At 37.8% G+C, this 20,760-nt stretch carries 22 protein-coding genes, 1 tRNA gene and 1 CRISPR repeat array (1 of these 24 only partly in view); of the genes, 5 read left to right on the top strand and 18 right to left on the bottom strand.

What is annotated here, in order from left to right; translation table 11 throughout:
* Positions 1 to 1,366: a CRISPR direct-repeat array (repeat unit 32 nt; unit sequence ATTTCAATCCACGCTCCCGCGAAGGGAGCGAC) (it extends 59 nt beyond the left edge of the window).
* Positions 1,367 to 1,512: 146 nt separating this feature from the next.
* The 17 genes from cas2 to ACESR9_RS00035 form a co-directional block, all read right to left on the bottom strand.
* Entirely contained in the window at positions 1,513 to 1,806 is a 294-nt protein-coding gene (cas2, locus tag ACESR9_RS00115) for a CRISPR-associated endonuclease Cas2 (RefSeq protein WP_013903483.1), read from the bottom strand.
* A 10-nt stretch (positions 1,807 to 1,816) separates the two neighbouring features.
* Positions 1,817 to 2,842, bottom strand: a complete 1,026-nt coding sequence (gene cas1c / locus ACESR9_RS00110) for a type I-C CRISPR-associated endonuclease Cas1c (RefSeq protein WP_373104826.1) — start codon at positions 2,840 to 2,842, stop codon at positions 1,817 to 1,819.
* Complete coding sequence (gene cas4 / locus ACESR9_RS00105) at positions 2,839 to 3,510, bottom strand: CRISPR-associated protein Cas4 (protein ID WP_373104825.1); 672 nt, start codon at positions 3,508 to 3,510, stop codon at positions 2,839 to 2,841. Before cas4 ends, cas1c begins: the two co-directional genes overlap by 4 nt.
* Position 3,511: 1 nt before the next feature.
* Positions 3,512 to 4,360, bottom strand: coding sequence for a type I-C CRISPR-associated protein Cas7/Csd2 (cas7c, locus tag ACESR9_RS00100; protein ID WP_061590882.1), 849 nt, complete (start codon positions 4,358 to 4,360; stop codon positions 3,512 to 3,514).
* A gap of 3 nt (positions 4,361 to 4,363) precedes the next feature.
* Positions 4,364 to 6,256 carry a type I-C CRISPR-associated protein Cas8c/Csd1 gene (gene cas8c / locus ACESR9_RS00095; protein WP_373104823.1) on the bottom strand — a complete coding sequence of 631 codons (1,893 nt, stop codon included), beginning with the start codon at positions 6,254 to 6,256 and terminating at the stop codon, positions 4,364 to 4,366.
* Positions 6,256 to 6,984 (bottom strand): type I-C CRISPR-associated protein Cas5c, encoded by a 729-nt coding sequence (gene cas5c / locus ACESR9_RS00090; RefSeq protein ID WP_373104821.1) that lies wholly within the window; start codon positions 6,982 to 6,984, stop codon positions 6,256 to 6,258. The genes cas8c and cas5c overlap by 1 nt, the downstream gene beginning before the upstream one ends.
* A 73-nt stretch (positions 6,985 to 7,057) precedes the next feature.
* Positions 7,058 to 9,457 (bottom strand): CRISPR-associated helicase Cas3', encoded by a 2,400-nt coding sequence (gene cas3, locus ACESR9_RS00085; RefSeq protein WP_373104820.1) that lies wholly within the window; start codon positions 9,455 to 9,457, stop codon positions 7,058 to 7,060.
* A 157-nt stretch (positions 9,458 to 9,614) separates the two neighbouring features.
* Positions 9,615 to 9,686: transfer RNA gene (locus ACESR9_RS00080), tRNA-Arg, on the bottom strand.
* 42 nt (positions 9,687 to 9,728) lie between these two features.
* Positions 9,729 to 10,076: a 50S ribosomal protein L19 gene (rplS, locus tag ACESR9_RS00075; RefSeq protein ID WP_003016418.1), complete on the bottom strand. Its 348-nt coding sequence runs from the start codon at positions 10,074 to 10,076 to the stop codon at positions 9,729 to 9,731.
* 123 nt (positions 10,077 to 10,199) lie between these two features.
* The gene (locus tag ACESR9_RS00070) at positions 10,200 to 11,363 is read right to left on the bottom strand and encodes a chloride channel protein (protein WP_185755149.1); all 1,164 of its coding nucleotides are present in this window, start codon (positions 11,361 to 11,363) and stop codon (positions 10,200 to 10,202) included.
* 46 nt (positions 11,364 to 11,409) lie between these two features.
* Positions 11,410 to 11,682: a chorismate mutase gene (locus tag ACESR9_RS00065; RefSeq protein WP_118397972.1), complete on the bottom strand. Its 273-nt coding sequence runs from the start codon at positions 11,680 to 11,682 to the stop codon at positions 11,410 to 11,412.
* A gap of 62 nt (positions 11,683 to 11,744) precedes the next feature.
* Positions 11,745 to 12,188 carry a flavodoxin gene (locus tag ACESR9_RS00060; protein WP_003007049.1) on the bottom strand — a complete coding sequence of 148 codons (444 nt, stop codon included), beginning with the start codon at positions 12,186 to 12,188 and terminating at the stop codon, positions 11,745 to 11,747.
* Positions 12,189 to 12,303: 115 nt separating this feature from the next.
* The gene (locus tag ACESR9_RS00055) at positions 12,304 to 13,041 is read right to left on the bottom strand and encodes a hypothetical protein (RefSeq protein ID WP_373104816.1); all 738 of its coding nucleotides are present in this window, start codon (positions 13,039 to 13,041) and stop codon (positions 12,304 to 12,306) included.
* The gene (locus tag ACESR9_RS00050) at positions 13,022 to 13,582 is read right to left on the bottom strand and encodes a hypothetical protein (protein ID WP_373104813.1); all 561 of its coding nucleotides are present in this window, start codon (positions 13,580 to 13,582) and stop codon (positions 13,022 to 13,024) included. The genes ACESR9_RS00055 and ACESR9_RS00050 overlap by 20 nt, the downstream gene beginning before the upstream one ends.
* Positions 13,572 to 15,527 carry a DUF3114 domain-containing protein gene (locus tag ACESR9_RS00045; protein ID WP_373104811.1) on the bottom strand — a complete coding sequence of 652 codons (1,956 nt, stop codon included), beginning with the start codon at positions 15,525 to 15,527 and terminating at the stop codon, positions 13,572 to 13,574. Before ACESR9_RS00045 ends, ACESR9_RS00050 begins: the two co-directional genes overlap by 11 nt.
* Positions 15,502 to 15,876 carry a DUF3958 family protein gene (locus ACESR9_RS00040; RefSeq protein WP_373104809.1) on the bottom strand — a complete coding sequence of 125 codons (375 nt, stop codon included), beginning with the start codon at positions 15,874 to 15,876 and terminating at the stop codon, positions 15,502 to 15,504. Before ACESR9_RS00040 ends, ACESR9_RS00045 begins: the two co-directional genes overlap by 26 nt.
* 17 nt (positions 15,877 to 15,893) lie before the next feature.
* Entirely contained in the window at positions 15,894 to 16,163 is a 270-nt protein-coding gene (locus ACESR9_RS00035) for a TIGR04197 family type VII secretion effector (protein ID WP_373104807.1), read from the bottom strand.
* A gap of 148 nt (positions 16,164 to 16,311) precedes the next feature.
* On the opposite strand from ACESR9_RS00035, the gene ACESR9_RS00030 reads away from it, so the two are divergent.
* The 5 genes from ACESR9_RS00030 (at position 16,312) to ACESR9_RS00010 (ending at position 19,583) form a co-directional block, all read left to right on the top strand.
* On the top strand, positions 16,312 to 17,256 hold the full coding sequence (locus tag ACESR9_RS00030) for a DHH family phosphoesterase (RefSeq protein WP_134974851.1): 945 nt from the start codon (positions 16,312 to 16,314) through the stop codon (positions 17,254 to 17,256).
* A 96-nt stretch (positions 17,257 to 17,352) separates the two neighbouring features.
* The gene (locus ACESR9_RS00025; protein ID WP_373104804.1) at positions 17,353 to 17,925 is read left to right on the top strand and encodes a lantibiotic ABC transporter permease; all 573 of its coding nucleotides are present in this window, start codon (positions 17,353 to 17,355) and stop codon (positions 17,923 to 17,925) included.
* A gap of 161 nt (positions 17,926 to 18,086) precedes the next feature.
* The gene (locus tag ACESR9_RS00020) at positions 18,087 to 18,329 is read left to right on the top strand and encodes a type B 50S ribosomal protein L31 (protein ID WP_373104801.1); all 243 of its coding nucleotides are present in this window, start codon (positions 18,087 to 18,089) and stop codon (positions 18,327 to 18,329) included.
* A gap of 149 nt (positions 18,330 to 18,478) precedes the next feature.
* Positions 18,479 to 19,069 carry an HIRAN domain-containing protein gene (locus tag ACESR9_RS00015; protein WP_373104799.1) on the top strand — a complete coding sequence of 197 codons (591 nt, stop codon included), beginning with the start codon at positions 18,479 to 18,481 and terminating at the stop codon, positions 19,067 to 19,069.
* 94 nt (positions 19,070 to 19,163) lie between these two features.
* Positions 19,164 to 19,583: an SP_0198 family lipoprotein gene (locus ACESR9_RS00010; protein WP_373104796.1), complete on the top strand. Its 420-nt coding sequence runs from the start codon at positions 19,164 to 19,166 to the stop codon at positions 19,581 to 19,583.
* A 48-nt stretch (positions 19,584 to 19,631) separates the two neighbouring features.
* On the opposite strand, the gene ACESR9_RS00005 is transcribed toward ACESR9_RS00010, so the two are convergent.
* Positions 19,632 to 20,396: a (S)-acetoin forming diacetyl reductase gene (locus ACESR9_RS00005; RefSeq protein WP_373104795.1), complete on the bottom strand. Its 765-nt coding sequence runs from the start codon at positions 20,394 to 20,396 to the stop codon at positions 19,632 to 19,634.
* Between the last annotated feature and the right edge of the window lie 364 nt (positions 20,397 to 20,760).

Genomic DNA, 20,760 nt, shown 5'->3' with positions numbered 1-20,760 from the left:
ATTAATTATTTCAATCCACGCTCCCGCGAAGGGAGCGACCCGCCTTCGTAGCGATAAGCAGCAAAGTCAACAATATTTCAATCCACGCTCCCGCGAAGGGAGCGACAGGCGCAACTGGACAAGCGATCAATACTTACCCGTGATTTCAATCCACGCCCCCGTGAAGGGAGCGACTGTCTGTTCTCTCTTCCTCTTCCTTCGATTAGTTATTTCAATCCACGCCCCCGTGAAGGGAGCGACCCAGTAGCGCTTTACGTTAAAGCTCTCGGCTACATTTCAATCCACGCCCCCGTGAAGGGAGCGACTTCAGCTTTATCAAGTACATCCGTTTCATAAGGTATTTCAATCCACGCTCCCGCGAAGGGAGCGACTTCTATCCGTTATAATTTCAAAATCGCAATTATCCATTTCAATCCACGCTCCCGCGAAGGGAGCGACGAGTCAGAATCAGCCAGTGATGAAATCTTTACAGTAATTTCAATCCACGCTCCCGCGAAGGGAGCGACCTCAGATGATGATTTACCATTTTAGAGGTGTAGCATATTTCAATCCACGCTCCCGCGAAGGGAGCGACCTTTAAAGAAACAAATCTAGCATTTAACAATATATTTCAATCCACGCTCCCGCGAAGGGAGCGACCAGTTCTCATCGTACATTGCAAAACCAAAAAGGATTTCAATCCACGCTCCCGCGAAGGGAGCGACGTTGCGAGTCGCAGTTGTTGAAATACTGTGTTCCGTAATTTCAATCCACGCTCCCGCGAAGGGAGCGACCAAAACGCGTTCAAAAGCGGTATAAGGGTTCGCTATTTCAATCCACGCTCCCGCGAAGGGAGCGACTGTTGATAGGGATAAAGTTGCGTTTTAATTCAATTATTTCAATCCACGCTCCCGCGAAGGGAGCGACAGCGGGTATAGGACCAAAGAGTCCAGCTCGCTTAATTTCAATCCACGCTCCCGCGAAGGGAGCGACGATCTTCCACCAAGAATTCAGTTTCTTGCGAATTTATTTCAATCCACGCTCCCGCGAAGGGAGCGACTATACCAGAGCATTGATTTGTCGTTTTCAAAAATATTTCAATCCACGCTCCCGCGAAGGGAGCGACACGGTCAATGCTTTCAAATTCGCCTCTGGTTGCATTTCAATCCACGCTCCCGCGAAGGGAGCGACTGCTTCAAAGAGATTGATATTATACGCTTGCACATTTCAATCCACGCTCCCGCGAAGGGAGCGACGCGCTTCCCGTGGCTTGTTTTGGACCTTCCGAATATTTCAATCCACGCTCCCGCGAAGGGAGCGACTCAAAAGATCGTCTTGCTCTTGGTCAGCTTTGGATTTCAATCCACGCTCCCGCGAAGGGAGCGACAGCGCAAAGTTGCACCGTTTATGGCTAAAATTGATTAATACAAGGGAATTATTATTCCCTAAAATTCAATTTTGCCATTAATTTTTCTAATTTTTTGCGCGAAACCCCTGCTATTTTATGAGCAACTTCGATTCGCACTCCTCGTTTTAAAGTATTAATACTCCTATATCAGGATCATAACTTGTATCTCGTCCAATAGTCTCCACTCGATTTTGCCAATTTTTCCCAAGAAAATAAAATCGAATACTGTCGGAATCAGGGTCAATAATATCTAGTAACTTAGACTTTATTTCCACAAATTCTGCGGGAGCTACTGAACATTCAAATACTGAATTTTGAACACGTTGGCCGTAATCAACGCACAGTTTTGCAACATGGCGCAGACGCTTCCTTCCTTTTGCTGTTTCAGTATTGACATCATATGTCACCAGTACCATCATATATAAACTCCTATATCATAAATGGTGGATATGACTCTAATTCCCCACGAATAGCTTTTGCTAATAATTGGGCCTGAACATAAGGTAAGAGCATCATTTTCACCTTTTCTTTAGTATATGGATGTTCAACTTCTATATGTTTTCTTTTCTGCCACAGTTCTAGAAATGTTGCACGTCCTTTTTCTGATAGAAAAACACTACCGTTTTCTTTAAATTCAAAGTCTTTTTTCGATATTTGACCTTTATTTATCAGAGAAAATACAAATCTATCTACAATAAAGGCACGAAACTCCTCTACTAAATCTAAAGCTAAACTAGCACGACCCGGTCTATCAGTATGAAAGAAACCAACGTAACTATCTAGTCCCACTGCTTCCAACGCAGATTGGCATTCGTAAGTTAATAAACTGTATCCAAATGATAATAAAGCATTCACACAATCTAACGGTGGCCGTCTAGTACGACCGTTAAACTGGAACATCTCTTTATCATTTAGGATAAAATCATTAAAAATTCTAAAATATTGGTTTGCAGCTTGTCCTTCAATTCCCAGAAGAGAATTTTTATCCTCAACTGACTGAACCTGTTCCAACGCCCAAGTCAACTCTGTGTTTACTTCTTCGAAGAGATGAGTATCGATTCGATCTCTATGATCTCGCTTAAAACGGAGAAGATATTTCCTGGAATTAGAAATTTTTGCAAGAATGAATCTTTGCGCATATTCTAATGACAGTTCTGCATCTGCTAAACGATACTGTTGCCTTCTAAGTAGAACATTCCCATTTGTTGCTCCAACAAATCGGCCGCAAAAACGCCCCTGGGGAGTATGAAAAGATAAATTAATCTGATTTTCAGCGCACAACTCAATTAAAGATGGAGATGCTCCCAAGTAAGAAAAACATACAATACCATCAATAATTCTATACGGGAAACGACTGATGACTTTTCCTTCTTGTTTTATGACGATATTATCTCTTTCTCGAGTCAAATAAAAATTATCTTGCGTTAAATATAATGTATTAAGAAGTTTTTTCATAAGCCATCCTCACTTTTTAGAGCATGGAAAATATAATTATCAATATTGCGACTCTTCTTACTTAAGCGTGGCATGCAAATATCAACCAAAGAACACAATTGACAATTTTTAAAATACTCAGCTTTCGGAACTACTTTCTGCTCATAATATTCGTGCATTTGAGAGGCTAAAGAAACTACTTCTTTTCGTAATTCAGGAGTAATTTCTATTCGTTTCTTTTGATTGACACGATGATAATATAGATAGCTATACTCGATTGTACACTCAAGAGTCTCTTCAAGGCAAATAGCTTGAGCAACTAATTGAACAATATCGTAAATATCTTTTTTGTCTTTTCCTCGCTTATATTCCACGATAATTGGTATCCACTTACCACTTCTACCTTTAAGCTCAATTCCTCTTTCATCTTTATGAAACTCAACAACATCTAATATCCCATAGAGCCCTAACTCTTTTGAGGATACATGCATTGCCCGTGAGATAATAACATCATTACGTTTCTCTTTTATATAAGGATCGTCCGCTTTTTTGTGTAAAATCTGTCCATGAGCTGTCGCCTCATTATCAGACCATTGTTGTTCAATATGAATTAGACTCCATTGCCGTTTACAAAATTGGAAATGCTGGATGCCAGATAACATCAAATAGTCATTTTCTGCGTAGACCATTTTATAGTCCTTCTAGAATATCAACTTTCAATCCTTTATTTTCATATTCTGCTAACTTCTCTTGATTAAGATGAATACCATAATCTTCATAAGTATTCTTTTCTTGGTTTTCTTTGTCAAATTCAAACAAGTCAAAAACACGTGCACTAGAAATATTTCCTAACTTATTGGAATGAGTAAACCAGAAGACTTCCCTTACACGCATTGATCCTTCAGGACGTGCAGAAGAGGCATCATTTTCAAAAAGACTTACTAGTGCTTGCTTAATCACCTCTACGTCTTCCGTAGAAAATCCAGTTTTTTCAGCAAAATTTGGATTAATAGATCCCTTCAACAAATAAACTCCGTAATCAACAAAGTATTTCATTCCCATAGTGTCAGATGAACGTCCACTTTCATTTTTAGCTTCCATCCCATTTGTACTTCTTGTAATCTGTAAACTAGAGATTACGATTGGTTCCAATGATTTAGCCATATTTATAGAAACTGGTCCACGAACACCAATTGACTTTTTCAAATAAGTAAAAACTTGACCGAATGAACGAACATCTAACCACAATTTATTAGCTTTTTCTTCAATATCTTCATCAGAATCTTTTGCATTAAATTGATTAGAAAAACGTTTTTCAAGTGAACGAAACTCATCTTCAATACGGTCTCCAGCTTGAACAAAAGTTGGATGACCAAAGTCTTGCATACGATTTCTAATTTTGCGCTTAATGGCTACATCAGAAATTAAGCCATGTCCCTTAGCATCTGTTCTTGGCATATTACCCGATAATGGATCTCCGTTAGCATTTGCTTCGCGTACCTCAATTGTTACCATAAAGTCAATTTTATTTTCTAACATAAGCTAGTTCTCACTTTCGTTTTTTTCTTTTTTAGTATAAAAATATTGTTTTTCGCTATAATAACCAAAAATAAATTGATAATCTAAAGGATCATTTATATCTTTATTCGTCATTAAAGGACTTAATAGAGAAATGATTTCTTCTCGCTCTTTTTCCAATTTATTATAGATTCCTCTAGAGTTTAACTTGACTGTCTCTTCATAAGGTTTTATTTTATTTGCGAGGTTCATCATCAACTTAGCTGGTTGGCTCGTATAGGCATTCCAATACCTTTCAGCATTTGTTATCCTTTCTTGATTACCACCTTCTATTCGATATCTCTGAGCTTCCATTAACTCAAAAATAGCTAGTAATCGTCCAAATAGATAAGAACGATTAGTGTTTTCATGGTCTACCATTGGATTAAACTCCCTTCCATATTGTTTATGTAGAACTGCTAAACTAACTTGTTGCAAAGAATGCCAACATTTAGGATAATTTTGCCGATGTTTAATATTAGCTTCTAGTTTTTTAACGATTGTATTTGGAATTGATTTCCCATCAATTAAGGCTGTCACTAATTGCTGATATTGATCACTTCGAAAACTATCATTGTCTAATTCTAGATAACGTCCTCTATCTACACCATAGGCTGCATTAATAATCTCGTTAAAATTTGATGTCTTTTGTTTATATATTCCTGATTTTGTTCTCGCTTCCCAAGAATAAATATCTTGCCAATTTTCCAGATTTTTTAATAACTGAGATACTTGAAGTTGACGGAAATATTTTAGAGCGATACGGCCATTACTTGTTTTGTTTAATATTGCAATATAATATGTAGCATCATTTCCAAATAGTTTTCGTCCCTTAATAAACGAAGATCCTATCTCTTGATTCTCAGCATTTGGTCTAATCAATTGATGACGTTCTTCTATATCATCATCTTCATCCTCAAATAGGCTATCAAACTCCGGTTTAACAATATCTAATTGACTTTTATTTGCCAAATCATCACTAAACCAGTTAATAAGATACTGTGACGATCCCAACCATGTACTACTGTTATTATTTTCAAGTAAATACTTAATCATCAAATGGATTTTTTCAGAGGTTTCATAACCTACACTAAAAACATCTTCGCGTTCTTTAAAACGTCCTTTATAAGCTTCGCCTTTATTACTAACAGAAATGATTTTAGCATTTCCCATCAATCCTCTATGCTTATTTGTGATAGTCTCATTGCGTCCACTTATATTACACACTCCCATATTATATTGAAATGCTCTTACAAATGATATAAAGGATTGATGTAATTCTTTGTATGTCGTTACAGATTCATCTTTGAAACCATGGAATTGTACAATCGAAAACTCAATGAAACAAGCAGATAAATCAATCGTTTTACTTTTTTCATTCGAATCTTGATAGGTTACCTTCAAATTTTCTCTTTGATAGGATTCACCAAACAGAGAATTTAAAACTATATTTAAAAAATCCGCTCTAAGTATAAACCTCTGAATCTTTTCTAAATAATCTTTAACCTCATCTTCCTTACAAAAACAGACCCAATTAGCAAGTTGATTATGGAATTCTTCGTATTGAGATTGACTAACTTCTTGAACATAATAAGATAGCTTATCTACCAAAGGATGTGGTGCCGGATTACTACCAGACCTTGCAACAGAATCGCTAGTTACTGGAAAAATAATCGATTGATTATCTGGCATGAATTCCGCTTTATAAAAGGTACCATCTTTATTCAATTTGATGAGAATTATATTATTGCCATTCGATTTCAGACTGGTATGGTATAGTGGAAGCAATACAGGATCATTATCACCTGTTCGTTGATCCACCAAGCCAATCTCCTCTGCTTTTTCATATGCATTTAATAGAGAAGTAAAAAAATCCATTAGCTTTCTCCTTTCTCCATCTCTTCATATTCGTTAAACTCATCATCAACTGATTTAATTTGACTAGGTAGTTTAAAAGCATAGCTGGATAAAGTATTAACTATTTCACATTCCTTCTGTGACTTAAACTTAATAATGCCATTCTCCATTACTGTTTTTGCGAAATAAGATTTCAATGGTGTTTTTTTATCTGTTGGGTAGGCAAAGGAATGAAACATAATTCCTAAATCGATGGAGAATCCATCATAATAGGATGGGCAGTTCTCATATTCTTCTTGACTAATTTCATCCACCAAGGCAAAGCACTCCCTTGTTCCAAGGAAAACATCCCGTCTTCCACCTTTTCGAATAGACCGCTCCATAATCGATTCGTGTTTATTCGCCTGTCTATCCTGTACCAAATCTTCGCGATTCTCATTCCAAACAAAATAAAACTTTACAAGATACTCTACATCACTCAAATAAGAAACATAGCTCAGGTCAGCACTGTAATCGTGTAACAAAGCACGAACACCGTGCAACTCTGTTTGTATTTGATTAACGACCTTAACTTCAGTTATAACATTTGTAAATGTAGGTTTATGATAAATCCCGTCAACTATTCCTTGTAAAGCCTGCCGAGTCGGAACAGAATACGAGGATCTTTCACTCCCACCTTTAGTTGCTGGATTCGTAAATAATGCCCTATCACCACGAATTCTAGCATAGAAATTTCTTGATCTATACAAGGTAAAAACCTCCTTCTGTTTTTTTTTTATATTGCTATTTTTAATCTTGCTATAGAAAAAACACTTAACTTGTTTACATAATAAAGTTTTGCATCTCTATGGTAATTCCTTTCTTTTCATGATAATACCCATCTGATAACACTAGTACATTTCCATTTAGATACGATTTTGTTGCTTCTAAAATAGGATCATGCTCACGCACATTTACAGTATAAGATTGCAATTCCTTTAAGAGTTTTTTTATAATCTGAAATTCTCCTTCTGAAGGATAATCAGACTCACACAGCTCTTCCAACCGAGATATCTTTTCTATTCCAGCTCCGTATGGAACTAAAACTCCTATTGTCTCATTATTGATCAAGTTCATCTTTTGTCCGGCTGTTTTAAATGCTTGCTTCATTCTTCCTTTAAAGTTAGATCTTAATTGGAATTCATTTATACTTAAATAATCAAAAACTGACTCCCCATGTGATAATGGATAATTCATTGAAGATTGATTATTTGCATAATAATATTCAAAGAAATCTTTATTTAAAAGTGAAGTATCAATTGGAGATGAATTTTTATGTAGTATGAACTCTGTTGCTTCTTTCTTATTTTTGATTTCTTTAAGTCGTGAGATATTCTCCTCCTCATTCATAAGGTTCACTAATGTAACTTGCCCTTTTTGACGCTTCCCTTCACGGTTACAACGTCCACTAGCTTGAACAATTGAATCGATTCCAGCATAAGAACGAATAACTTGATCAAAATCAACGTCCACTCCTGCTTCAATTAATTGTGTACTAATACAAATAATTGGTACTCCATCTTTTAAATGTTGCTTTATTTCTGATATCATATCAAATCTATGCTGAGCACACATATTTGTTGATAATTGATAGAGAGGACGATCTGTCAGTTCTTCAAGCATTGTATAGAACTTATCAACTGTTTTTTTGGTGTTAAAAATTGCAAGTATGGACTCATTATTATCTAAAACAAAGTCGACTAATTCTGCTAGGTTAGTATATTGATTCTCCTCATTAAATTTTCTAAGTTCTGTTCTTGCAAACACTTCTATTTCATCATGAGTCAACTCAACTATATCAGGATATTCGCCGTTCTTCCCACCATAATCTAGACGATGAGTTATTGATGTTGAATCATAGGCAGGCTGCGTTGCAGTACAAAGGATTATCGTCGTGTTCATGACTTTATTTAAGAAGTTCATTGTTAAATTAAACAAAGTTGTGACTTCAATAGGTAAGGATTGGACTTCATCTAAGATTAAAACACTATTCGCTAAATTTGAAAAACGTCTAATATTAGATGATTTTGTCTTAAATAACGTTTGAAAAAATTGAACCATAGACGTGAGAATAATTTGACTATCCCAACTATCAATTAAATAATCTAACATCAATGTGTTTTTATCATCATTATCATCATTTTGATGAATTACATTTGAATGATGTTCTAATACCCCAGCATCTCCTGTTATTTTTTTGATCTCAAAAGCATTCTGCTCTAAGACTGATAAAAAGGGAGTAATGTAAAAGAATCTTGATTTTTTCTGCTTTACAAGCTGATGGAAAGCATATCGCATACTGAGGTTTGTTTTACCTGCTCCGGTCGGTAAATCTAATCGATAGATTCCAGCTGAATCGTTTGCTCCTCTTTCCTTTACTCTCTCACTAATTTGTAAACGTATTTCATTTAGATGTGTCGTAGGCTTGCCAAAACTTCTATATTTTTCTTCAATAGCACTTAAATAAGAACGATTTAATTCTTCTCTTTCTTTAGATTTTAAAGGTTGGACAATTATACCGTAGGCATTGATAGTGTCTAATATATCAGCATTTTTTAGTAGAGATAAATAAAGTCTAACAAAACAGCTTGAATAAAAATCTTTTTCACTTTCATTAATCCATTTTAAAGTAGACCAAGCTTGTTGATAATTTTCGAATGCTTTTTTAATTAAATCATCTAAGGAGCTATATCCATAATAAGGTAATTGACTTTCTAACTTTTGTGCAAAAGGTTCAATATCTTCTTGATAACGACTGCTTTCAGTTCCTTCAATTATTCTATATCGTAGCCTGTTGTATGTATATTGAGAGGCATTTATTGTTTCATCTTGGAGTAAAATATCATACATCCCATGATGTGATGATATAACGTAAGCACATATTTCTTGAAAAAACTCTTTATCTTTTTTATCTACATTTAAACTTTTCAAACAGATTTGTATCTTTTGGAAAAGATACCTTGCTCCAGCCGAGGAGTGATCAACATGCTTATTAGGATGCAATAAGAGTTTATCTTGAAACTCTTGATTAGCTTTTCCTAAATCATGATACAAGCCCATTAAAAATAAAATGTCTCCTTGATCAATAACGTTCGCGTCTTCTCGTGCCTTAGTCGCAACATTAAAAGAATGATCTTGAAGGGATTGAACATTCCCATTATTATCCTTATGAGCTAAAATCATAACAAACCTCGCAAAATTCTAGATGTTATAATATTAACTTCATTTTACTCCTTCCTTCCTCAAAAATCAATTCATTATATGGAGATATTCCACCTATTTTTAACTTCTTTCTTACACACAAAAAGGAACTCGCATGTACGAGTTCCCTTTTTCTTCATGTCCCCTGCCGGAATCGAACCAGCAACTACTCCTTAGGAGGGAGTTGTTATATCCATTGAACTAAGGGGACCGATAAAAAAGAAGCGAGATCACTCCCGCCTCCTTGTTCGTCTTAACGACGGATTTCTTTAATACGAGCTGCTTTACCTTGCAATGCACGAAGGTAGTACAATTTCGCACGACGTACTTTACCGTAACGTACAACTTCAATCTTTTCTACACGTGGAGTGTGTACTGGGAATGTACGTTCAACACCGACACCGTTAGAGATTTTACGAACAGTGTACATTTCAGTGTGTCCTTGACCTTTACGAGCGATAACAACGCCTTCAAAGATCTGGATACGTTCACGAGTTCCTTCGACAACTTTCGCGTGTACACGAACAGTGTCACCAGGACGGAATGCAGGGATATCAGTACGAAGTTGACCTTCAGTCAAGCTTTGGATTAATGGATTCATTTTATTCTCCTATCTTCGTCAATCTTAAGGGACCTCCCCCAGCGGATAAACTGTATTTTTGTGCTTCCATTACGCACAGAAACTATCATATCAGATAATTTCAGGTTTGTAAAGCTCTTTTCTCTACTTTTTCGCAACTTTTTGACCAGAATAAATGCTCCACTCTTTTGGTAAGCAATAGGCGATGGCGCAAGCAATGACGAAGAATGGCAGGTTGGCATAGCCAAAGACTTCTCCTCCGATTAAGATCGGTGCGAGCAAGGTCGTCGTCGCACTGCCAAAGACACTGGCATATCCGATAGCGGCCACGACTAAGACTGGTAGACCTAACATCGGAGCAAGAAAGACTCCAAGTGTAGCTCCGATCGCAAAGAGCGGTGTCACTTCTCCTCCTTGGTATCCAGCAGAGATCGTCACTACGGTAAAGAGGAGCTTCAAGATCCAGTCATAACTCTGCGCACTGCCCTGATGAAAAGCTACATCAATCAGATTGGTTCCAAGTCCACTATAAGTGCCGACCTTGGTCAGCTGGAGGGTCAAGAGGACCAAGCTGAGTCCGGCCCCTATAAGGGCAATCCGGATATAAGGATTGGGCAAGACTTGAGCGACCGTTTTCTTCAACCAGGAAAGGCTAATTGCAAAGAGTTTCCCAGCAAGGCCAAAAGCCAGGCCAAGAATGGCAACTTTGATCAAGGTCTCTGGTGTCCAGCTCAGCGTTTCTCTTAGTGGCACAGCAAATTTCTCTAAACCAAGGGCATGAGAGGTGAAGCTAGCCACGATTGAGGCAATGAGCGCTGGATAGAGAGCCATCAACTGCAACTCCCCAACTGTCAAGACTTCAAGGGCAAAAAAGGTTGCTGCCAGTGGCGTCTGAAAGAGCCCCGCAAAACCAGCGGCCATCCCGGTCATGAGAAAAATACGCGAAGCATCCGGGATCTTGATATGACGGGCAAAACGGTGCGAAAGGGTCGCTCCGATCTGGACTGCTACACCTTCCCGACCGACCGAACCACCAAAGAGATGGCTCATCCAGGTCGTCAGCATGATCAAAGGCACCAAGACCAAGGGGATTTTCTCCTCACGCGCGTGTCCGACATCAAAGATGAGGCCCATCCCTTTTGAAGCCTTGCCACCAAAACGTTTATAGAGATAAACGATGACAAGCCCCGCTAAGGCCAGAAAAAGAATCAAGGGCCAATGCTGGCTTCGGAAATCCCCGATCAGGAGCAATCCTTGACCAAAAATCATGTCAATAGCACCGACCAAGAGACCAATGAAAAGCGCCATCCCTGTTAGGACCACATACTGTTGTGCTTTTTGCTTGATAGATAGACTAGTCACGCGCCCTCACCTCCTCTTGGTAGTCTCTAGAACGCGCCATTAAATCTTGAAACTGGGATTGAATGGTCGTACGATACCGCTCATCCGAAACGAGAGAGCCGACTTTCTCAAGCACCTCTCTTTCCCTTCCCTGGTCGAGCACAGGTAGGGCCTGCTGCTCCTTATATTCTATAATCTGACCGACACAAACCATCCGTTTTTCCAACAAGGCTACAAGCTCTTGATCGATCTGGTCAATGTCCTTACGAATCTGATCTAAATCCATGTGTCTCCTCTTTATTTTGGATATAAATCGAGGCTGTAATCCATCGATCCACCTCTTTGTCATTAATTTGCTTTTGCTACAAGTTCTTCTGCAAAGGCTTCTAATTTTTCAATGTCTTCGTCTTCTGCAGACAAATCAACTTTGACACACTCAGAACCTTTTTCAGCACCAGTCGCAGCGAAGCAACGGTCGAAATCATCAACTGCTTTACAGAATTCATCGTAGAAGGTATCACCTGATCCTACAACACCGTAAAGTTTGCCTTTGAGATCAAGGCCAGCCAAATCTTCGTAGAAATCTTGGATCTCATCTGGAAGCTCTCCATCGCCGTATGTATAAGTCGCTACTACTGCGATATCCGCATCAAGGAAGTCCTCCGCATCCACAGTTGTACACTCATCCACATCTACTTCGACACCAAGATCACGGAATTTGTCCGCTACGATATCAGCAATTTCTTCAGTATTTCCAGTCATACTAGCAAAAACAATCTTCGCTACAGTCATAATTTCCTCCCAAAAGCTATTTCCCGTATTATACCACTTTTTCAAGCATTTTGCACGAAACCTTTCCCGATAAACTGAAAGAAGGGACACGTTTCAAGAATTGGACCGATTCAACCTAATCGCCCTCGTTTTCTTCTTGAATTGCTTTAATAGTTTTAATTTCTTCATCCAATCTCTTATCAAAATCAGACTTATTTTTGAACGGATACGAATAGGTGCGCCAAGTGTACCATTTTAGTCCTTCTTCACCCTTATAGTACCACTCAATTTTAGTAGGCAGAAACTCTTTGTTGTAGGTGATACGGACTTTTGAAAACTGATTCTTTTTTCGATATTTATATTGCAACTCAAATTCTGGCGGGTATTTCTCTTTTAGAAATTTTTGATTTATTAAAGATTCTGGAGATCGTTCAATCTGAAAATGATGCTTTTCATTCTCTTCAGGCGTAACCTTTAAATTCAATAATATCGATGATATTCCACCATTTAGTGCACGTTCATAAAATCCTTTAGTCGTATAGACTCCACTTTTACCATATAATTTATTATTTTTAATCACAGTGCTATAAGACACAAATAGGTTCTCTGCTTGCAGATCAAATCCTGCTCCTGCATTGTTGCCTTGACCTAAATCATCTTGATTTTGAATAAAAACAAATCGCTGCTTCTGCAAAATATCATAAGCATCCTTTGGTTGTTTTTGAGCATGGTTGACTATTTGGATACTTAAAACAGCTGCTATTATTATGACTACCACGATTAAGAGAAGATGATTCTTCGATATAGCTTTTAACTTTAATGAATTATTTAATACTTTCATATCACAATATAGACTAATCTTCTTCTTTTTCACTTTCAATATCTTTTATAAGCTGAATTTGCTCATCCAATTTTTTATCGAAGTCAGATTTGTTTTTAAATGGGTATAAATAAGTGCGAATCGTATTCCAACTCATTTCGCCATTTTTTTCATAATATCCTTCCAATTTTATGGGTAGAAACTCTTTGTTATAGGTAACACGAACTTTACTCATCTTATCATAAACGTAATAATTTTCTATATAACCTTTTTTTATATCAGAAAGATTATTTTGATTGATAAATTTACTTGCTTTAAATTCCAATGTATACTGATGATCCAAAATATCCCTTTTTGTAATTGGAATATTCATAATTCCATATGTTAGCATGTCCTCCAGTTTACTTTTATACAGAACAGTTGGCGTGTATACACTATTCACATAAATCTTCCCGTTTTTTATAGCATTAGTAGAACTATAAAACTCATGAGTTTTCAAGTTAAAACTAACCTCATCTTCGGGATATCTACTATCCTGAACTGTAACAAATTGACGGGCTTGCATTCTTTCATAGCCGGTTTGACTAATATCCAAAGAGATGTTTTTCTTTAAAATAATCCAAGATACCGTTATAATCGTCACCAGCCCAATTAATATAATCGTTATAAACTTTTTGTTTATCTTCATCTGGAACTTTTTGCCATGCTTCATAATCCTCATGTCCTCCTCCTCTTACAATATCCGCAAATTGACCAACGTGTCCAGTATTTTCATCCTTTTTGCCCAAATCATCTTCATAGCGAAATCGTTTTTTTGCTTCAGTACGAGTAGCTGGCTCAGGGGTACCACCTACATCAAGCATTCCATGTTTACCTTCATAAAACTTAGTAACATCTGAATTTTTACCTTTTGAAGGACCATAGTTGAAGGATTCCGTATTGGCAATTTCCCTAAATTCATCGTCAGAATATACGCTTGGATCTGAGTCATAGCTACCATCTGCTAGTTTGTGCTTGTCATAAGCATCCCATTGACTCTCAAACTCGCCGGTATCCAAATTAACTATAAACTCCACCATTCGTGCATTGTTCAAATCCTTTCCTTTAGCTGAATTGCCCTTAGGGACTTGAACCTTCATATTATAGGGACGTTTGAAGCCGTCTTTAGGAGTAAAGCGATTATGGTAGTTAGAGCCGGTTGTGTAATCAAATTCAATATTATTTTCTTTACCATATGCTAATAGCTTTTCGTAATCATTTGCGCCTTCGTAGTGATTGCGAATATAGTAAATTGCTTGGCGATCCAGATAATAACGGAAAAAATGAACTTGCTGTCGCAATGCTATTTCTTTTTGACTAATTTTCTTAAGTTCTTCTTTACGTTCTTTATCAGTAAGTTTTTCACCGCTCAATGAATTAAGATGTTTATCACCGAATGCTTTTACAACATCACGTCTGAAATACATGTTGAAATCACCATGTGGTGGTAGATTCTCTGAAATCTTATGCGTTTTGCTTGTCAAATGCATAAACTGATTACCATCCGTTTCTGCACCTAATTGCTTAAGAACAAGTTCTATTTTCGCTTTTGAATCAAGTTTACTAGCAGCATACATTTCTGTATAGATATCTGATCCAATCTCCTTGGTTTCTGCATACAAAGCATCTCTCCTTGCATTTAACTCACTGCCTGTCTTGGCATCAGCAGTTCTTTTTGAAACGCCTTTAACATAACCTTTGATGGCATCCTTATCCCAGCCATCTATTTCTTTAAGGTTCACTGATTGTTCACGTAATCCCGTAAGAAATTGGTTATATTCGAACGCTGTTACATCCTTTGGTTTCTTTGGCAAATATTCATTTTCAAACTCTTTATTCTTAATCGTTTCATTTACGAGATCAGACCAGGATAAATCCTTTGGAATAGAATACATTCCCGTATTTGGATCCCACGCTACGTTAATTTGATTGACAGCTATTTGAATAGCTTGGGCTAAGACATCAATTTCCCAGAAGATACTTGGCGATGTCGCATTAAATGCTCTGAGTTTATTTAATTTTTCTTGTAGTTTGTTTCTAGCAGCCTGAAAAATACCATTTAATACATTTAATCCTTGAATCCTTTGTAATCTCTGCAACCGTTGAAAATCTCCAGCACTAGTCGATTTACTAGCAGCAATTTCATTGATCTCTGCATGAAAGATAGCAATCATCCGATCACACTGTTCAATATCAGAAACCAACTTTTCTTCCTGTAAGTCCTCGTCAGCCACCTCCGAGCGATAGGATGCTGGAAGCTTCTTCACACTTTCTTGTGTAGCTTCTGCTAAAGCTACCCCGGCCTCCTTCAATGGCTGGACAACACTTGTCACAAAGCTTCTAAAAGAGTCGTAAGCTTGGCCAGACAAGCGCGAGGCAGAATTTTCTATTTGAGTTAATGATGTTTCTAGTGATTCATAAGCTTTCAATTGTTGCTCAATCATAGTACCTGTGCTACTTGCTTGGCTATCCAAACTACCGCGATAAACTTCGATTCCCATCGTCACACTCCTTTTCAATAATTAATTTTTTCCGTTCATGATAGATATCATTTAAATCATCTTCGACTTTTCTTTTTTGAATAGCTAATTCATCCAGCTCTTCTAAATAACTATTTGAAATTTTTCTCGATTCATGAATAACCCCCTCCTGAAGTTGGTCAAAAAAATTTCTAGAGGAAGGATAGGATTCAAATGCATCCCATAAATAACGGTGCGCATCAGAGCTATAGCCCTCAAAGCGGTTCATTTCATTTTCCAGATTTCTCTTTTCTTTTACAATATCTCTTTCTTTTTGATAAAGAAAGTCTTCTCGTCTTCTCAATTCCGATAGTTGTTGATCGTAATTCATCTTCCTACTCTTTCAACCTATTGCATGCTCGCAGCAGTAGCTTCATCCACTGCTGTAAATCCAGTTGAAACGCTTTGCAGGTTGGTCCCGATTGATTCAATCGCCGCTGCAATTTCTTCTGCTTTGGTTTTAGCAGTATCAATGGCTTGATGGGCCGCATCATTACCAGATAGTTTGGTTTGTTCATCTTTCGAAGCCGATGCAACTCCCGAAAGTGCATCCCCACTACTTTTTAAAGAAGAAGCTAACTCTTGAGCCGTCTCAGCATTACTTTTAATTTCAATCATTCTAGTCCCTCCCATACTAAATCTATCCATCCATTCTACCAAAATATTGAACTTGTGTAAAATCGCTTCCATAGCTCCTAATTAGTGATAAACGCTTGCTGGATGGGCCTTTCTTATGTTAAAATTGACAGAGAAAATGAGGTAATGTATGAACGTAATGAATGAAATTCTTGAAAAAATTCAAGCTTATGACACGATTATTATCCACCGTCATCAGAATCCGGATCCGGATGCGATTGGTAGCCAGGTGGGCTTGAGGGATCTCCTGCGTGCGCACTTCCCTCAAAAGCGGGTCTTGGCAACTGGCTATGATGAACCGACCTTGACTTGGCTTGCTGAGATGGATACTGTCAGCGATGAGGACTATGCTGGAGCTTTGGTGATTGTCTGTGATACGGCTAATACTCCCCGCATCGATGACAAGCGCTATACGACTGGTGATTTCCTGATTAAGATCGACCACCACCCAAATGACGATGCTTATGGCGATCTGCTCTGGGTCGATACTGAGTCTAGCTCTACCAGTGAGTTGATTGCACTTTTTGCTAAGGAATTGGATCTTGAACTTCCTGTAAGTGCTGCACGTCTTCTCTATGCTGGGATTGTCGGCGATACAGGTCGCTTCCTTTATCCTGCTACTTCGACTCGGACCTTTGAGATTGCTGCCTATCTTCGAAGCATTCCCTTTGATTTTACAGCACTTGCTCGACAGATGGATACTATCAATCTCAAAACCGCTAAGCTTCAAGGCTATGTCTATGACCATCTCGAGATCGATGAACATGGTGCTGCGCGTGTGACCTTGACACAAGAGCTCTTGAAGAAATTCGATCTACGTGATTCAGAGACTGCTGCAATTGTCGGAGCCCCTGGACGCATCGATACCGTATCTGTTTGGGCCATCTTTGTCGAGCAGGCCGACGGTCACTTCCGTGTCCGGATGCGTAGCAAACGCAAAGTGATCAACGAAATTGCCAAACGTCATAATGGTGGTGGCCATCCACTTGCGAGTGGAGCTAACTCCTACTCCCTTGAGGAAAATGACCAAATCTACAAAGAGCTACAAGAAGTGGCTCGCACGAACGAAGGCTGAGAACGATTTCTCAGCCTTTTTATCTTGGTCACAGGGTTTTCATTTACCCCTTCTTATGGTAAAATAAAGCTAATACAATTTTTAAGGAGATCTATTATGGAAAAAAATAGATTGTTTATCATTATCTCTGCTGCGGTAGCAATTCTTGGCACTTTCTTGCCATGGTATACCACTGTCTTTGGAGTTATTAGCATTTCTGGAATCCAAAATAGCGGATGGATTGTAATCGTCCTTTCTATTGGCTCTATCGTTCTTGCCTGCTTGAATAACATCAATACCCCTTTAAATAAAACTTTTTCAACTATCATCATTGTTGCAGGTTTTATTTCTACATTGGTTTCATTGTTCGCAACCTTCAATGGAAGTGAGTTTACCTCTGAGTTAGGTGGATTGGTTTCAATCGGCTTTGGGTTAATCCTTACTTTGATTGCAAGCATCGCTATTGTTGTGACTGGTCTCTTGGCGATGTCAGGTGGTAAAATCACTAAAGGAACATTCGAAGAACTTGCTGAATCTGGTAAAGGATTTGCCCAATCTGTTGGACGCGTGACAACTTCTACTGTAAAAACTGCTGTAAATGAAATCAAAAAAGAATCACACGAATACACTGAGGAACAAGCTGATCAACCAGTTGAAGCACCAAAAGATCCAAATCAATCTGAACAATAATAAGATCATCATCGCCTTGGCTTAGCCAGGGTGATTTTTTTGATCATTAATTTAAATAAAATTAGTGAAAATACTTGTCAAGATCCTGGAAATTTGGTAAACTAGCTTAGTAACAATCTATGGCTCGGAAAGAGACCATGGCAGAAAGGAAATATTGCAAAATGAAAAAAGATATCCATCCAGAATATCGCTCTGTTGTCTTCATGGACACTACTACTGGTTACAAGTTCCTCAGCGGTTCAACTAAGTACTCTAGCGAAACAGTTGAATTCGAAGGTGAAACTTACCCATTGATCCGTGTTGAAATTTCATCAGACTCACACCCATTCTACACTGGACGTCAAAAGTTCACTCAAGCAGATGGACGTGTGGATCGTTTCAACAAAAAATACGGTCTCAAATAAGAACCAACACAGAACCACTTCCCTTTCGGGAGTGGTTTTTTTGATAATCATGATATAATAAAACAAAAAATACTTTTAATTTTGAAATATTAATCATTCATAAACTCTAATCTTTTTTAATGAATACTATAAGATATATGGATAAAACAATGGCAAAATCATATAAAACTCTACTATTAGAAAAAATCCAAAATTGTAAACAAGAAATATATGATGTAGATAATGAAATTAAAGCTTTACATATTCAATTTAATAATACAAATTGGTTTAGTTTAAAAATCTTAAATAAACAAAAGGTTATTGATGAGCAGATCCAATTCTTAAAATCTAAACAAAGTGAACTGAACAAAAAATTAACCGATCTAAAAAAAGAATACGATATGGGATATGTATATCGACGAGAAATTGATGTAAAAGGATCAATATACAGGGAAAATGCCTTTGCTCCATTTTATAATAGAACACATGGTGATGAAAAAGATTTTGCTACTATTGAATTTGACAATGTAATTTTAGAAGAAGAGATAGATAATGAATATGATCCTTATGCGATCAAAGTCATTGTTGATGGTGTATTCATTGGCTACGTTGATAGAAAATATAATCGTGGTTTTCGCAAATATATCAATGATTCTAGATATAAATTTATTAATAAAGTTACAGCACATGGCAGCTATGATGAAAAATGGAATTACAAAATTTACTACACACTAAATATCGATGTTATCGAACTTAAGTAGTAATTTCCTTTTTTCCTTTTCTGAAAAAACATTTACATTGTCTTCTCCTCTATCCTCTGCTATACTTGGATTATCAAAGAAAGGAGACAAGCCGATGACATTGTCTAATAAATTCACACTTTCTCTTGCCTCACTGGCAGTTCTTGGTCTTTTGGCAGCCTGCTCGAATCAGACAGCTCAAACACCTGCAAGCTCTGCTAGTTCACAACAGGTTTCTTCGAGTACTTCAAGCTCTAAAGCTTCTCAAACGGCTAGCCAAGCTGAAAATCTAGATGGGACATACAAGGGGACTGATGAAACTGATCTGATCACTCTGACCATCTCTAGTACGACGGGCACATGGGAAGAGCTTGAAAGGGATGGCGAGAAAGAAAGCAAGCCTGTAACCATTCAAGCTGACAATCATACTCTCACTGTCGGGGATGATCTCAAATATTACAGACTAGAAGGTAACCAACTCACTATTGAAGATGACGATCGTGATCCTTCTGATACCATTGTATTAACTAAATAGCATAAAAAATAAGAGGTTAGGACATTGATCCCAACCTCTTTTTTCATCTTAATGGAACTGCATTCCACCATCCACGATAATGGTTTGGCCTGTGATGTAGTTTGAATCAGGTCCAGCAAGGAAGCTGACCGCTGCTGCTACATCTTCTGGTTCTGAAAGACGTTTCAAAGTGATATCTTTAGCGAATGTTTGCATACCCCATTCGTCATCTTTACCTGCGTTCTTACCAACTTCATGGGCAATGTCAAACATCATTGGAGTCTTGACGATACCTGGTGCATAAGCATTGACAGTGATGCCTGAATCCGCCAAGTCACGCGCCAAAGTCTGTGTGATACCACGAACTGCAAATTTAGTACCACCATAAACAGTCAAGTTAGGGTTACCTACAACACCTGCTTGTGAAGTTGCATTGATGATTTTTCCGCCATGGCCAAGCGCTTTGAATTGAGCTTGTGCAGCTTGTGCACCCCAAATCACTCCACCAACGTTAATAGCAAATGTACGTGTAAATTGTTCTTCTGTAATCGTATCAAGTGGTGTAGTTGGTGCAACACCTGCATTGTTTACGACAACATTCAAATCTCCAAAATGGTCTACAACTTTTTGGAAAGCCTCAGCCACTTCTGCTTGTTTGGATACATCAGCAACGACCGCAAAAGCATTTTCTGCGGACAACTCAGCAACTGCTTTTTCAGCTGTTTCAGCATTGTAGTCCAATACTCCAACCATAAAGCCATCTTGTACCAAGCGTTTTGCGATTGCAAAACCGATTCCTTGACCAGCACCTGTGACAATAGCTACTTTAGACATATGATTCCTCCTTGGTATCAACGATACCAGCAAACGTTCCTATCAGAACAGCAAGGGTTGACAACTAGTTTTGATGGGGTCTTTTATAAATATCCGACAAAACTATGCTAACAGTATACTCTTTTGTGAAAAATATTTCAATCTCTAGCCTATTTTTTCAAAAAAATAGTTTATTTATATGATATTTTTATTTAGTGATAAATGAACTGGAACGTGAAATAGAATATGGCTTTTAACCAAAACGGATTATTGTTCTATTCTGTAAAAACTACATGAGGCTGGGACACAAGTCCTAGCCTCTCAATTATTTTTGGATTGTCGAGCAAGACGCAGTGGTTGAGTGGGCTCTACTACGCTGATTTCA

The organism is Streptococcus parasanguinis, from assembly GCF_964238605.1.
Lineage (GTDB): Bacteria > Bacillota > Bacilli > Lactobacillales > Streptococcaceae > Streptococcus > Streptococcus parasanguinis_AJ.
This window is presented reverse-complemented; position numbering and strand designations above follow the sequence as displayed.

Excerpts from the sequence above, each read along its gene's own strand:
- ACESR9_RS00035 (WP_373104807.1), bottom strand. The coding sequence starts at position 16,163 with ATGATTGAAATTAAAAGTAATGCTGAGACGGCTCAAGAGTTAGCTTCT.
- ACESR9_RS00045 (WP_373104811.1), bottom strand. The coding sequence starts at position 15,527 with ATGGGAATCGAAGTTTATCGCGGTAGTTTGGATAGCCAAGCAAGTAGC.
- ACESR9_RS00030 (WP_134974851.1), top strand. The coding sequence starts at position 16,312 with ATGAACGTAATGAATGAAATTCTTGAAAAAATTCAAGCTTATGACACG.
- ACESR9_RS00065 (WP_118397972.1), bottom strand. The coding sequence starts at position 11,682 with ATGGATTTAGATCAGATTCGTAAGGACATTGACCAGATCGATCAAGAG.
- ACESR9_RS00060 (WP_003007049.1), bottom strand. The coding sequence starts at position 12,188 with ATGACTGTAGCGAAGATTGTTTTTGCTAGTATGACTGGAAATACTGAA.
- ACESR9_RS00020 (WP_373104801.1), top strand. The coding sequence starts at position 18,087 with ATGAAAAAAGATATCCATCCAGAATATCGCTCTGTTGTCTTCATGGAC.
- cas2 (WP_013903483.1), bottom strand. The coding sequence starts at position 1,806 with ATGATGGTACTGGTGACATATGATGTCAATACTGAAACAGCAAAAGGA.
- ACESR9_RS00015 (WP_373104799.1), top strand. The coding sequence starts at position 18,479 with ATGGCAAAATCATATAAAACTCTACTATTAGAAAAAATCCAAAATTGT.
- cas8c (WP_373104823.1), bottom strand. The coding sequence starts at position 6,256 with ATGGATTTTTTTACTTCTCTATTAAATGCATATGAAAAAGCAGAGGAG.
- cas3 (WP_373104820.1), bottom strand. The coding sequence starts at position 9,457 with ATGATTTTAGCTCATAAGGATAATAATGGGAATGTTCAATCCCTTCAA.
- cas4 (WP_373104825.1), bottom strand. The coding sequence starts at position 3,510 with ATGGTCTACGCAGAAAATGACTATTTGATGTTATCTGGCATCCAGCAT.
- cas7c (WP_061590882.1), bottom strand. The coding sequence starts at position 4,360 with ATGTTAGAAAATAAAATTGACTTTATGGTAACAATTGAGGTACGCGAA.
- ACESR9_RS00005 (WP_373104795.1), bottom strand. The coding sequence starts at position 20,396 with ATGTCTAAAGTAGCTATTGTCACAGGTGCTGGTCAAGGAATCGGTTTT.
- cas1c (WP_373104826.1), bottom strand. The coding sequence starts at position 2,842 with ATGAAAAAACTTCTTAATACATTATATTTAACGCAAGATAATTTTTAT.
- rplS (WP_003016418.1), bottom strand. The coding sequence starts at position 10,076 with ATGAATCCATTAATCCAAAGCTTGACTGAAGGTCAACTTCGTACTGAT.
- ACESR9_RS00010 (WP_373104796.1), top strand. The coding sequence starts at position 19,164 with ATGACATTGTCTAATAAATTCACACTTTCTCTTGCCTCACTGGCAGTT.
- ACESR9_RS00040 (WP_373104809.1), bottom strand. The coding sequence starts at position 15,876 with ATGAATTACGATCAACAACTATCGGAATTGAGAAGACGAGAAGACTTT.
- ACESR9_RS00070 (WP_185755149.1), bottom strand. The coding sequence starts at position 11,363 with ATGGCGCTTTTCATTGGTCTCTTGGTCGGTGCTATTGACATGATTTTT.
- ACESR9_RS00025 (WP_373104804.1), top strand. The coding sequence starts at position 17,353 with ATGGAAAAAAATAGATTGTTTATCATTATCTCTGCTGCGGTAGCAATT.